The sequence below is a fragment of the Flavobacterium lacustre genome (genome assembly GCF_027474525.2).
GTDB lineage: Bacteria > Bacteroidota > Bacteroidia > Flavobacteriales > Flavobacteriaceae > Flavobacterium > Flavobacterium lacustre.
Window position 1 is genome coordinate 1,289,178 of record NZ_CP114882.2, and the last position, 13,276, is coordinate 1,302,453.

Annotated in this window: 12 protein-coding genes; all 12 read left to right on the forward strand. The window is 31.2% G+C overall.

Features of this window, described 5'->3' with window-relative positions; genetic code table 11:
• The first annotated feature begins 81 nt into the window (after positions 1–81).
• The 12 genes from O6P34_RS05710 to O6P34_RS05765 are packed head-to-tail and all read left to right on the forward strand — an operon-like array spanning position 82 to position 13,189.
• A complete protein-coding gene (locus O6P34_RS05710) occupies positions 82–1,536 on the forward strand; it encodes a lipopolysaccharide biosynthesis protein (protein ID WP_269686364.1) in 1,455 nt (484 codons plus the stop codon).
• Positions 1,526–2,737 carry a glycosyltransferase gene (locus tag O6P34_RS05715; protein WP_269686365.1) on the forward strand — a complete coding sequence of 404 codons (1,212 nt, stop codon included), beginning with the start codon at positions 1,526–1,528 and terminating at the stop codon, positions 2,735–2,737. The genes O6P34_RS05710 and O6P34_RS05715 overlap by 11 nt, the downstream gene beginning before the upstream one ends.
• Positions 2,734–3,381: an acyltransferase gene (locus O6P34_RS05720; RefSeq protein WP_269686366.1), complete on the forward strand. Its 648-nt coding sequence runs from the start codon at positions 2,734–2,736 to the stop codon at positions 3,379–3,381. Before O6P34_RS05715 ends, O6P34_RS05720 begins: the two co-directional genes overlap by 4 nt.
• A gap of 20 nt (positions 3,382–3,401) precedes the next feature.
• Complete coding sequence (locus O6P34_RS05725) at positions 3,402–4,343, forward strand: glycosyltransferase family 2 protein (RefSeq protein ID WP_269686367.1); 942 nt, start codon at positions 3,402–3,404, stop codon at positions 4,341–4,343.
• A gap of 1 nt (position 4,344) precedes the next feature.
• Positions 4,345–5,403, forward strand: a complete 1,059-nt coding sequence (locus O6P34_RS05730) for a glycosyltransferase family 4 protein (RefSeq protein WP_269686368.1) — start codon at positions 4,345–4,347, stop codon at positions 5,401–5,403.
• 2 nt (positions 5,404–5,405) lie between these two features.
• Positions 5,406–6,539 carry a glycosyltransferase gene (locus O6P34_RS05735; RefSeq protein WP_269686369.1) on the forward strand — a complete coding sequence of 378 codons (1,134 nt, stop codon included), beginning with the start codon at positions 5,406–5,408 and terminating at the stop codon, positions 6,537–6,539.
• An 8-nt stretch (positions 6,540–6,547) separates the two neighbouring features.
• A complete protein-coding gene (locus O6P34_RS05740; RefSeq protein WP_269686370.1) occupies positions 6,548–7,657 on the forward strand; it encodes an acyltransferase family protein in 1,110 nt (369 codons plus the stop codon).
• The gene (locus O6P34_RS05745) at positions 7,657–8,763 is read left to right on the forward strand and encodes an acyltransferase family protein (protein WP_269686371.1); all 1,107 of its coding nucleotides are present in this window, start codon (positions 7,657–7,659) and stop codon (positions 8,761–8,763) included. Before O6P34_RS05740 ends, O6P34_RS05745 begins: the two co-directional genes overlap by 1 nt.
• Complete coding sequence (locus O6P34_RS05750) at positions 8,760–9,950, forward strand: glycosyltransferase family protein (protein ID WP_269686372.1); 1,191 nt, start codon at positions 8,760–8,762, stop codon at positions 9,948–9,950. The genes O6P34_RS05745 and O6P34_RS05750 overlap by 4 nt, the downstream gene beginning before the upstream one ends.
• Positions 9,947–11,002, forward strand: coding sequence for a glycosyltransferase family 4 protein (locus tag O6P34_RS05755; RefSeq protein WP_269686373.1), 1,056 nt, complete (start codon positions 9,947–9,949; stop codon positions 11,000–11,002). The genes O6P34_RS05750 and O6P34_RS05755 overlap by 4 nt, the downstream gene beginning before the upstream one ends.
• Entirely contained in the window at positions 10,995–12,041 is a 1,047-nt protein-coding gene (locus tag O6P34_RS05760) for an acyltransferase family protein (protein ID WP_269686374.1), read from the forward strand. Before O6P34_RS05755 ends, O6P34_RS05760 begins: the two co-directional genes overlap by 8 nt.
• A gap of 2 nt (positions 12,042–12,043) precedes the next feature.
• Entirely contained in the window at positions 12,044–13,189 is a 1,146-nt protein-coding gene (locus O6P34_RS05765; RefSeq protein WP_269686375.1) for a hypothetical protein, read from the forward strand.
• Positions 13,190–13,276: the final 87 nt, after the last annotated feature.

Sequence of the window (13,276 nt, forward strand, 5' to 3'; positions counted from 1 at the left end):
TTATTTAAAAAGTAATACTAATCTTTTCAAAAGCACTAAACAGGGGCTTAATTTTTTGCACCACTTTATAAATTAAAATTAATGTCTTTAAAACAACAAATAATTTCTGGATTTTTCTGGACCTATTTGCAACAATTTAGTTCTCAAATTATTAACTTTTCGATTTCGTTAGTTTTAGCTCGACTTTTACTTCCTGAAGATTTCGGAACTATGGGGTTGATTTATATTTTTATAACTATTGGTCATGTTTTAATCGATGGAGGGCTAAGTCTTTCTCTGATTAGAAATTTAGATACAGATGATGAAGATTTCTCAACAGTATTCTATGCTAATATTGGGGTGAGTGTTTTGGTGTATTCCTTAGTTTTTATTGCAGCGCCATTTATTGCAGATTTTTATAAATTAGAGATTCTAACAAATATCATCAGGGTTTTTGCAGTAACCTTTATTATTTCTGCATTTTCATCTGTACAAAGTGCATTTCTTTCCAAAAATATGCAGTTCAAAACTCAGATGATGATTGCAATTCCATCGATTATTGCAAGTGGTATTGTGGGAATAACATTGGCCTTTTTTAATTTTGGAGTATGGAGTTTGGTTTGGGCAAGTATCACTCAAAACGGAATTGGAACACTTCAATTATGGTTTTATAATAATTGGAGACCCAAAAGAGTTTTTAACAAAATTAAGTTTTTGAAACACTTACATTTTGGATACAAATTAATTATTACTGGAATTTTTGATGCTGTTTTTGTAAATATATACCCGATTTTTATTGGAAAAACATTTAGCATCAAACAAGTAGGTTTTTATACTCAAGCCGAGGGATTAAAACAATTGCCTGTTTCTAATGTTGGAGGTGCTTTGTCAAAAGTAACTTTGCCCTTGTTTTCAAAAATACAAAACGATTCACAAAAACTAAAAGAGGCGTATGATAGAATTACACAGCTTGTACTTTTTGTTATTACACCAATTTTGATATTTATGTCTGTTTTAGCAAACCCATTGTTGTTATTTCTGTATTCTGCTAAATGGGTCGCTGCTGCACCATATTTAAAAATATTGTGTTTTGCAGGGATTCTACCAACTATAAATGGGTATAACATTAACATATTAAACGCTAAAGGGAAAAGTAATTACATCCTTAAAATCGAGATTTTGAATAAAATATTTTTAGTCCTAATGATTTTGTTTTTTTATCGCTACGGAATTTACGCATTGGTTTGGACTAAATTATTAAGTAGTATCTTCTCATATTTGTTAAATTCTTATTATTGCGGCAAAGAATTAAATTATAGTCTTTTTGATCAGATAATGAATATAACTCCTGTTTTGTTACTCTCCTTTTTATCTGGTTTTGTTGTTCAAACTATTTATGTTACTTTAAATAGTTCTCAAATTCCTTTGCTTTTAAAGTTGCTAATTCCATGTTTTATTGGAATTATATTCTATTGTAGTTTAATTTTTATTTTTAAACGAAAATTAATCGAAGAGTTAAAATGGATTCTTAATACTAAATTCCAACATGGAAAATAATACTAAAATAAAAATATTAGTCTTTGTAAATAACTATTCAAAAGTGATGGAGACTTTTGTTTATAATCATCTGTCAATGGTAGCGGCAGATGCTCGATTTGAGGTTACGGTTTTGTGTCAAAATCATCCCGATAGCTGTTTTTCAATTGATGGAATTGATGTGGTATTAGAGACTGGTATTTCTTCTGTTTTGAATCGAGTTAAGCATGTTTTTTTATTGTTTTATAAAAATCCAGTCTTGTTTTTTAAACTGTTTAAATATGGTAGAAATACCCTTAATATGAGTTTGTTTGTCTTAGCAAATCAATTGAAAAATACCAATTTTGATATTATTCACGCTCATTTTGGGCAGAATGGAAAATTAATTGCGGAACTAATGGATGCTGGTGTAGTTCAAGGGAAATTAGTGTCACAATTCTATGGGCTGGATATTACTAGTAAAAAATGTGCAAAAAAGGGATATTATGCAACCCTCATAAAAAAGATAGATGTCATTTTAACTCACACCCAATATTCCTTAAATATATTGGTGAAATTAGGATTTCCGAAAGAAGAAATTATCGCAATTCCGGTGGGTACAGATGGAAGCCTTTTTACCAGAAAACAACCTGTTAAAGAAACTGGAATTATAAAAATAGTTTTTATAGGTCGATTAATCGAGTTAAAAGGACCTCAGTTTATTCCTGATATTACAGAAAAAATGCTTGAATTGGGATTTTCAAATTTTGAATTTTGGATCATCGGAGAAGGAAATTTAAAAAGTGAGATTATCAAAAAATCAAAAGGCCTTGAAGATAAAATAAAAATAGTAGGTTATAAATCCCCCGAGCAGGTTCGAAATATAGTTGAAGATTGTCATCTATTAATTTATCCTGGAATTGCTGATAATGAAGGTAGAGAAGAAACGCAAGGATTAATTATTCAAGAAGCAATGTTTATGCAACTACCTGTAATTGTTAGTAAAATAGGAGGTGTTCCTGAAGCTGTTATAGATGGAGAAACGGGATTTGTTTGTCAACCAGGAGATATTATCGAGTTTGCAAATAAAACTGTTTTACTTTGTAAAAATGCTGATGTAAGAAAGGCAATGGGAGAAAAAGGATATTTTTTGGCACAAAAGAATTATGAAATTTCAAATTCGAATGAGAAAATAAAAACTATTTATTTGGATTTATTTCATCAAAACCAAACGGTAAAATGATTTTAAAACTTCAAAAAATATATGTGGCAAATATTCATTTATTTAAGTTTAAAACACTTTGGATAAATGTTAGAACCAAAGGAATTCGGAACAATATGAGCCGTATTTTACTATTTGGTAACTGTGGTTTTTCGATTCATAAAAAGGCAAAAATTAATTTGAATAATGGACATTTGGCACTCAACAGATATATTACCAAGAAGGACCCCTTTGTGGGTAATATTGAATTGTACGAATATGCTGAAGTGACGGTACAAAATACCTTTTTCTTTCATAGTGGTTGCGATATTATGGTTTTTAAAAATGCAAAACTCAATTTAGGAAGTGGTTATATCAACCGATATGCTAAAATAAGATGTTATAGCACCATTACGATTGGTCATGATGTGGCAATTTCCGAAAACGTTACCATTTGGGATAGTGATACACACGCCATTGTTGGTAAAGAAGACCAAATGACACAACCGGTTACAATAGGAAATCAAGTTTGGATAGGTGCCAATGTCACCATTCTTAAAGGGGTAACTATTGGAGACGGAGCTGTTATAGCTGCTGGAACGGTAGTTACAAAATCGATTCCGGCTCATTGTTTAGCAGCGGGAATTCCGGCAAAAGTGATTAAAGAAAATGTGAATTGGAAATAAATTGAAATAAATAAAAATAGATGTTTTCAGTAGTTATTCCTTATTACAACAAATCAAAATACATCCAGCGTTGTTTGGATAGTGTTTTGAATCAAACTTTTCAAGAATTTGAAATTATTTTAGTCAATGATGGCTCAACCGATGATGGTTTAGGCTTTATTTCGGGCAATTATTCGAATAAAATAACAGTAATCAATCAAGATAACAATGGGGTTTCTGTAGCTAGAAATACAGGAATTAAAAACGCAAAATATCCTTTTGTAGCTTTCTTAGATGCCGATGATTGCTGGCATAATCAGTTCCTACAAAAAGTAAAAGAAGTAATAGATTCCGAAAAAGACATCAAAATAATTGGCGCACATTACTCTAGAAATAAAGAGTTTCTAGTTACAGATTCTGGTGCTTTGAATTATTTTAAATTTGAAAATTATTTTAAATCGGCACTCAAAAACACCTATTTCTCATCCTCTTCTACTATTATTACCGCCGACTTTTTTACAAAAAATGAAGGGTTTAATAGCAATTTAAAAAAAGGAGAAGATATTGATGTTTGGCTGCGAGCAGTTCAGAGTGGAGGCAATGCTTTTTATATCAGAAATACTTTGGTTTATTATTCGGATGAAGATGTTAATCAGGCGACAAATACCAAAGGAAGTATCCAAAATACTTTGGTAGGAACTATAAATGATAAGTATCAAAATATATTACAAACTAGCCATGACAAAAACTTTAACCGCTTTGTGAGTGTTTATGTTTACTTTAATTTAGATCCCTATTATTATGATTCTGAGTCGCATTTTCTAGCTAAAGCAGTGCTTAAAAAGAATGAATATTATTTTTTTTTATTGCATTTGGTATATTGGTTTCCCTTTGGAATTGGACAAAAAATGATGTGTTCTATTAGTTGTCGTAAATGGATTCGATTGTATATGAAATTTATAATTCGATATATACTGAAATAATATGAAAATAATACGATTGACAACTTTGTTGGATTTTGGCGGGCAGGAGCGACAATATATTTCATTTGCTGAAACTGATTTTCAATTACTAAAAAACGAATATATTTTTGCAGCCATTGGACATGGAGGTTATGCAGAACAAAGGATCCGCGAAAAAGGATTTGAAGTCATGATTTTTAATCAAAATCCTAAAATTTCTAATTTAAAAAATGTTTGGATGCTCTATAAATGGTTTAAAAAAATGAAACCGGATGTAGTTCATACCGCAGCAGCCGAAGCCAATTTTCATGGTATTCTGGCTGCAAAATTAGCAGGTGTTAAAATAATAATTGGAGAAGAGATTGGTTTTCCTAATCATTCCCTTAAAGCTAAATTGATTTTTAAAATTGTTTATAAATTCACGTATAAAGTTATTTGTGTTTCAAAAGCAGTCAAAAATTTTCTGATGACAACTACTGAAATTACATCCGAAAAAGGAGTTGTGATTTATAATCCGGTGAGTCATGTAATACCAATAATTAAAAAAATACCTAAGGAATTTACAATTGTTACCGTGGGACGTTTTGAAAAAATAAAAAATCAAGGACTTTTGATTAAAGCATTTTCGCAACTAGAAAACAGAACTACTAAATTAATTTTGGTCGGTGAAGGATCGCAAAGGAAATATTTAGAGCGCTTAATAACTATTTTAAACCTTCAAGGCAGAGTAACTCTTACGGGCTTTGTGCCAAATCCAGAAAAGTATCTGTCGCAATCACATCTTTTTGTGCTTCCATCACTTTCAGAAGGATTTGGTATTGCAGTAGTGGAAGCAATGCAACAAGAAATGGCATGTTTATGTTCAAATGTTGGTGGAATACCTGAATTTATAACTCATAATGAAACCGGTTGGTTGTTTGATCCATATAATGAAAAGGAATTAATAGATCAACTGAATGCTATTATTGCAACTCCTTACATTGAAATTCAAAAGATTGCACAACATGCCAAAAAGGCTGTTGAAAATCGTTTTACGATAAAGAAATACGTTGAAAATTTAGAAAATATTTATCAAATGTAATCATGATTAGAATTATAAACATAATCGATACAATGAGTTCAGGAGGGGTTGAACGCAGGCGCTTGTCAATGGCTAAATTATTAGACAAATCTAAATTTGAATTAAAGATCATCTGTACAAATGCAGTTGGACCTTTTCCTGAAGAAATCCGAAAACACGGTGTTGAAGTTATCGCTATTGGAGATTTGAATTCTTTTTTAGATTATAAGCAACATCAAAAAGTCTTGAAAATCATTGAAGAATTTAAACCGCATATTATGCATGGTGCCGTTTTTGAAGGAGTTACCATGGCAGCAATAAATGGTTTTTTGAAGCGTGTTCCTATAATTATTCTCGAAGAGACTTCTGATCCCCAAAATCGAAGGTGGAAAGGTAATTTATTACTAAAAATTTTATGTTTTACAGCCGATAAAGTGATTGGCGTGTCCCCTGCTTCTACGGATTATCTTAAAAATAAATTACAGCTGCCTCATCATAAAATTCTTTTGATTACCAATGGTGTCTTGGTTCCGCAAATGGTTCCGCAAATGATCAAACAAAAATTAAAACAAAAATACAAGATTAGTGCTGATGAAATTGTAATCGGTTCTGTCGGACGAATGTCTTCGGATGCACACAAAAGATTCTCAGATTTGATAAGAGCTTTTGCTATTCTTGTTAAAAAACAACACAAGATAAAGTTACTTTTAGTAGGTGATGGCCGACAAATTGTTAACTATAAACAATTAGTTGTAGAACTTCAAATTCAGGACAATGTAATTTTTGCAGGTTATCAAAATGAAATATCCGATTATTATGCCGTTTTTGATGTTTTTTGTCTGGTTTCTGCTTATGAAGCTTTTGGTTTAGTTTTAGCAGAAGCCATGTTTCATAAATTGCCTGTTGTAGCTACTAGAGTAGGCGGAATGCAACATATTGTTGATGATAATCATACGGGTTTTTTAGTTGATAAATTTGATGTAAAAGCTATTTCAGAAAAATTACAAATCTTATGTGAGGATGTTAACCTTAGAACATTATTTGGAAATAATGGTTTTGAGAAAGCGATGATCAATTACACCGAAGAGCGATATGTAAACGATGTGGAGAACTTGTATCTAGAATTGGTCCGGAAAAAGAAAATTAATTTAAAATAATTTAGATTTTGGTTCAAGATAGAATTTATTTGCCAGGATTAAATAGGTTGAGAGCTATTGCTGCATTATGTGTGATTCTAGCACATTTATCAGAGCAATTAGTGGAAAAAGGCTTGTTTAAAAGAAATTATTTTGGTCATTTTGGAGGATATTCAGTTACCATTTTCTTTACGTTAAGTGGGTTTTTAATTACCTATTTACTCCTAAAGGAGATTGAGTTTCAATCCAAAATTGATGTCAAAAAGTTTTACATCAGAAGAATTTTAAGGATTTGGCCTCTCTATTTTTTATTTATTTTTTTGATTGCAATAGTCATGAATTTTAAGATGCCAAACACTATTTGGTATTATATTTTTATTTTGCCAAACATTCCTTTTGCAATTCATTTGTCAGGAAAAGCATTAACCACCATTCCGTTGTTAATACATTATTGGTCCTTGGGTGTTGAAGAACAGTTTTATGCATTTTGGCCTTGGTTGATAAAATTTTCTTCAAAAATTAAAAGAACAATAATCATTTTTTGTGTAGCTTATTTTGGTTTGAAAATTTGTTTGTCCATACTTCATGCACCAATTGTTTGGCAGTCCATATTACTTCACACTCGATTTTGTTGTTTGGGAATAGGGGGTGTAGGTGCATGTGTTTATTTTGAAAACAATTCAATATTAGCCTTTATAAAAAATCGAATCGTTGAGTTTTCTGCTTGGCTTTTGGTGATACTTTTTTTAATGAATCAAATTAGAGTTTTCTCAATTGTGAATAATGAAATTATTTCGATTCTTGTGGTAATCCTCATTATCAATCAAATATACAATCCAAAGACAATAATTTATTTAGAAAACAGGTGTTTTGATTATTTAGGGAAAATTTCTTATGGTCTTTATATATATAATCCATTGATCATATATTTTCTTAATTTTTATTTATTTGATGTTAACTGTAAGAATGTATATATAAAATCGATGCTTATTATTGTTACGACCTTTAGTCTTGTAATTCTGGTGTCGCACATTTCATATTTTTATTTTGAAAAACATTTTTTAAAAATTAAACACAGATTTGCAACTGTTGAAAGTTGTTCTAGTAAACTAAATCCACTTGAAATACAAAGAGCATAATGAAGGAACGAATTTATTTGCCAGGATTGAATGGGTTGAGAGTCATTGCCGCTATGGCAGTTGTAATTACCCATATCAATAACAGGTTGGATTATTTTGGATTGCCTAAAGCACCATTACTTGATTTAGCAAGCTATGGGGTAACTGTTTTTTTTACACTCAGCGGGTTTTTGATTACGTATTTATTGCTGAAGGAATTTGAGTTAACGGGCACAATAAACATGAAAAAATTCTATATGAGAAGGATTTTGCGTATTTGGCCTCTATATTATTTGTATCTGTTTATTGTGATTTTGTTGAATGGTATTGCCAACATCCAATGGCCCATTTTGTTTTATGTTTTGATAGTTCCGAATTTCAAAAATTCATTTGTAGGGCTAATAAATACTAGTGTTGGCAATAAAATAATGACTTTTATGATTGGCCATTATTGGTCATTGGGCGTAGAAGAACAATTTTATGCTTTTTGGCCTTGGATAGTTAAAAAGAGTAACAAAATATTCCAGTTTTTAATTTTATTTCCAATTGCGTTCGTTCTACTGAAATTGATTCTCCGGATTTTTCACGCGCCGTATAATATCCTTGTTTTTGTAAATTACACTCGTTTTGGATGCCTTGTAATAGGAGGATTGGGAGCATATCTGTATTTTAAAAACAGTCAAAAACTGAAAATCATAAATAACCGTTGGATTGAGTTTTTAGCTTGGGTGTTTTTTGTCATTGTAGCCACCAACAAATTTCACATTACTTCCATAATTGATCACGAGATAATTGCTTTTTTTACTTTAATCATCATTTTTAATCAAATCAATAATCCAGATAAATTAATTTCTTTAGAAAATAAAGTATTTGATTATTTAGGGAAAATTTCGTTTGGATTATATGTTTACAACCCTTTGGTAATCTATTTAATGGCACTTATTTTTAATTATTTTGTAATTGAAAATCAAATAATAAAACTATTGTTAATTTATCTTTTGGTTATTCCAGCCATCATTTTGGTGGCTCATTTATCCTATCATTATTTTGAAAAGCGATTTTTAAAATTAAAAAGCAACTATACCACTATTCAAAGTGCAGCCAGTAAATCCGAAAATCTTTTATGAAAAATGTACTCTTCATAACGTGGGATGGACCGCAAACCAATTATATGGAAGGATTGTTCATGCCCATTTTAAGCCAAGTCCAATCACAATCCCAATATGTTTTTCATGTCGTGCAATTTACGTGGGGAACTTCTGAAAGAATGGCAATTACGCAAAAAGCGGCCCAAGAAATGCAATTGGTTTACACACCAAGAACCATTGTTAGAAAACCCATGACTATTTTAGGCAACCTGCTTACACTTTACAAAGGCATCCTTTTTTTAAAAAAATACATTAAAAAAAATAATATTGCCATTGTAATGCCGAGAAGTACGATGCCGGCCATAATGGTCAATAGAATAGCAAAACAAAATTTCAAAGTGGTATTTGATGCTGATGGATTGCCAATAGAAGAGCGGGTTGATTTTTCAGGTTTGTCACGAAATAGCCAACAGTATTTGTTTTTTAAGAAAGAGGAAAACGAAATGCTGAAACGAGCTAATGTCGTTTTGACACGCTCGCACGAAGCTGTAAAGATTCATTCCCAAACAATTGGAAATGCTGATTTAGGAAAATTTTCGGTAGTACTTAACGGAAGAAACATCAATTTTTTTAAACCCAATGTCTCCACAAGAGAAAAAATAAGAAAAGAGTTGTATATATCAAGTCAAACTAAAGTTTTGGTGTATTGTGGTTCACTAGGCCCTCAGTATGGCTGGAACGAAATGATGGCTATTTTCAGCAACTATCAAGAAAAAAATCCGAATTCCCTATTTTTGATTCTAACCGGAAACATGACTTTTGCCCAAGAAAGAATTCCAAACGAAATGAAACAATCCATTATTGTGAAGAACGTTCCTTTTGCCGAAGTTCCCAGTTATCTTTCAGTTGCCGATGTGGCCTTTGCGATTAGGAAACCCAAATTGAGTATGTTGGGGGTTGCTCCAATCAAGCTTGGGGAATACCTGTTGATGGGCATACCGACTATTGCATCAGTAGGAATTGGCGATACTGAGCAAATTTTGAATAATATTCCGAATTGTTTTTTATATCAGCATCTAAATCCCAATCGTGTTGAAGATGCGGTTGTGTTTATCGAAAATTTAGGAGATACTAATTTTGAAGAAAGACGAAAGTATGCCATTCCTTTTTGTTCGATAGAAAAAAGTGCGAATAGTTATTGCAACGCTTTAGATAAATTAAAATGAAAGTACTTTATTTAACAAAATACAGCCGAAATGGTGCTAGCAGTAGGTTGCGGAGTTACCAATATTTCCCTTTTTTGGAAGCCAAAGGAATACAGGTTACAGTTAGCCCTTTTTTTGATGAAGAGTATTTAACTAATCTATATTCCGGAAAACGAATAGCAAAACGAAAGCTTTTTAAATACTATCTAAACCGATTTTTCAAGCTGTTTTCTATTTATAAATACGATAGAATTGTTATCGAAAAAGAACTTTTTCCTTATTTTTTTAGTTGGTTTGAGAAAATTTTAGGACTATTGAACATAAAATACATTGTTGATTATGACGATGCCATCTTTCATAATTATGATTTAAGCACCAACAAATTAATCTTGTTTTTATTGAAAAACAAGATTAATAATGTTATGAAACACAGCGGTTGTGTGGTAGCAGGAAATAGTTATTTGGCAGAAAGAGCTAAAGATTCAGGGGCTAAAAAAATTCTATTACTTCCAACAGTAATAGATGTCGATTTGTATAGAGCCAAAACCAATTATGCAAGCTCCAAGATAGTTATTGGTTGGATTGGTTCTCCATCCACTTTCAAATATGTCAAAAGCTGCAAAGCCGTTTTTTCGAAATTATTCCCAAAACATCATATTGAACTGCACATCATAGGTGCCACGGAAGATCTTGGATTAGGCACAAATATAAAATACTTGAAATGGACAGAAGAATGCGAAGTTGATTTGATTTCACAATTTGACATAGGAATCATGCCACTCGAAAATACGCCTTGGGAATTAGGAAAGTGTGCCTATAAATTAATTCAATATATGGGCTGCGGGCTTCCTGTAGTTGCCTCGGCAGTGGGGATGAACAAGTTAGTTGTTGATGACGGAATGAATGGTTTTTTGGTACAGGTTGAAGAACAATGGATAGACAAGTTAACTCAATTAATTGAAGACGCTGCATTAAGAGAACAGTTCGGGAAAAGAGGTAGAGCAAAAGTAGAAGCTCAATTTAGTGTTCAAAAAAATAGTACTGTTTTACTATCTTTTTTAATTGATGAGTAGGCGTTCAAAAAGTAATTACCTAGATATTTTACAAATATTTAGAGGTTTAGCTGCGGCTATGGTAGTATTGCATCATAGTATTGGTTCATTAAAATATTATCATAAAATAGATTATTCGACACTCAATTATGTTGGTTCTATAGGGAAATACGGGGTTGATTTCTTTTTTGTATTGTCCGGATTTATAATAACTTATTCCGCTTATTATAAGTATAATGAGCCAAATTCCTTTAGTAATTATATCAAGAATAGACTCATACGAATATATGTTCCCTATCTTCCAATAGGTATTTTTATGTTGGTTATTTATACTTTGTTGCCAAGCTTTTCCAATGGCAATAGAGACATTAGCCTACTTACTTCATTGACCTTAATTCCTCAAGGAAATCCAGCTTTATCAGTAGCTTGGACACTTTCTTTTGAACTTTGTTTTTATCTTTTGTTTAGTATTTCATTTTATTCCAAAAAGGCTTGGAATTGGTTTGTTTTGGTGTGGTTTTTAGCCATAATTATATTTACGCATTCGTCATTATTTTCCTTGCCTTTTTTGGAAAATCCTTATTTTAGAATCCTTTTTTCACCCTATAATATTGAATTTATTTTGGGTTTTGTTCTCGCATTGTCGGTGATCCGAAAAATAAGAATAAATATAATACTTTTATTTTTGTTGCTTCTTTTGGCTCTTATATCTTTCTTCTATTGTACATTTAACAATTTAAAACTATTTCCTTTTGTCGTGAATCTATTGTTTGCCATAGTTGCATTTTTAAGTATTTTTATGGCAACCAGTTTTGGCAATTTCAAAATTAACAAAACATCTGTGATTATGATGGTGGGCAATGCGACGTATTCTATTTATTTAATTCACAATCCTTTGCAGATGATTTTGATTCGTTTGTATCCAAAAATCACGTCTATAACTAGTTTGATGGTTGCTTTGGTGTTGGTATTGATTCTTTCCTGTGTTGTTGGGTATGCATATTATTTTATTTTTGAAAAAAAAGCAATGAACAGCATTAAATCTAAATTAATAAAGTAAACATGAATTTTTTTATTACCATTTTAATTTTTGTACTAGGGTATTTATTTATTCAAAGTTTTGCCGAAAAACTTTCTGAGGAGAATTTGAATACGTTAAAAAAACTATTTCTGTTTCATATTGTATTTGGAGCTTATTTTTGTTTTTTTGTTCAAGGTGATGCAGTAGGATATTGGAAGCAAGCTAAATTGATGACTTACACGGATTTTATCTATTCGTTAACCCAGGATCAAGGAACATATTTTATACTGGCACTAAATTATTACCCCTCAAATATTTTAGATTTATCTTATTTTACTGGGACTATGATATATAGTTTGATTGGTTTTATTGGCTTAACGTATTTTTATGTAATCGCTGTAGAGTTGATTCCTAATAACCCAAAATTCAAAGGATATTATTTATTTCCGTTACTCTTTTTTCTTCCTAATTTACATTTTTGGAGTTGTGCAGTAGGTAAGGACACCTTATTGTTTTTTTGTATTGCTATTTTTACTTATGGATTAATGCAACCTTTCAAGCGGATGCCTATGATCATTTTTGGACTGCTATTAGCTTATTTTATTCGACCACATATGACATTATTTATGCTTTTGGGATTTGGGATGGCTTATTTTTCCGGGCAAAATATTTCAGTGTTACGTCGTATTCTATTTTTTGGTTTAATGATAGGAATTGCAATTGCAATATTGCCTATGGTAATGCAATTTGCTCGTATTGAAGAAGCTTCTTTAGAAAGTTTTGATAAATTTTCAGAGACCAAAGTTGCTTTATTGAGTAAAGCGAGTGCGGGTTCAGCGGTTGATATTTCTTCCTATCCGTTCCCTTTGAAAGTTTTTACCTTTTTGTTTAGGCCTTTATTTTTTGATATCAATGGGATTCCTTCAGTTTTAGCCTCTTTTGAAAATTTACTTTTATTAGTATTATCTTATACAGTTCTTAGAAACAAACCAGTACAAACTTTTAAGAATGCACCATTTGTCATTCAAGGTATGATTTACTTTTTGATAATCGGAACTTTAGCATTTTCTCAATCTTTAGGGAATGTAGGGATAATGATTCGTATGCGAAATATGTTTTTACCAGGCCTGCTTATATTTATTTTTTGGCATTTCTCTTATTGGCATTCGCAAGAATCCGAGCACTGATTCCTATTTATTTCTTAACAATTTATACTGTTTTTATAGCTTAAGTTTCCTTTAATTTAAATTATTGTAAAGGTTTTTACGAGATCT

Coding starts and splice junctions, on each gene's coding strand:
- O6P34_RS05710 (WP_269686364.1), top strand. CDS start 82: ATGTCTTTAAAACAACAAATAATTTCTGGATTTTTCTGGACCTATTTG.
- O6P34_RS05715 (WP_269686365.1), top strand. CDS start 1,526: ATGGAAAATAATACTAAAATAAAAATATTAGTCTTTGTAAATAACTAT.
- O6P34_RS05720 (WP_269686366.1), top strand. CDS start 2,734: ATGATTTTAAAACTTCAAAAAATATATGTGGCAAATATTCATTTATTT.
- O6P34_RS05725 (WP_269686367.1), top strand. CDS start 3,402: ATGTTTTCAGTAGTTATTCCTTATTACAACAAATCAAAATACATCCAG.
- O6P34_RS05730 (WP_269686368.1), top strand. CDS start 4,345: ATGAAAATAATACGATTGACAACTTTGTTGGATTTTGGCGGGCAGGAG.
- O6P34_RS05735 (WP_269686369.1), top strand. CDS start 5,406: ATGATTAGAATTATAAACATAATCGATACAATGAGTTCAGGAGGGGTT.
- O6P34_RS05745 (WP_269686371.1), top strand. CDS start 7,657: ATGAAGGAACGAATTTATTTGCCAGGATTGAATGGGTTGAGAGTCATT.
- O6P34_RS05750 (WP_269686372.1), top strand. CDS start 8,760: ATGAAAAATGTACTCTTCATAACGTGGGATGGACCGCAAACCAATTAT.
- O6P34_RS05755 (WP_269686373.1), top strand. CDS start 9,947: ATGAAAGTACTTTATTTAACAAAATACAGCCGAAATGGTGCTAGCAGT.
- O6P34_RS05760 (WP_269686374.1), top strand. CDS start 10,995: ATGAGTAGGCGTTCAAAAAGTAATTACCTAGATATTTTACAAATATTT.
- O6P34_RS05765 (WP_269686375.1), top strand. CDS start 12,044: ATGAATTTTTTTATTACCATTTTAATTTTTGTACTAGGGTATTTATTT.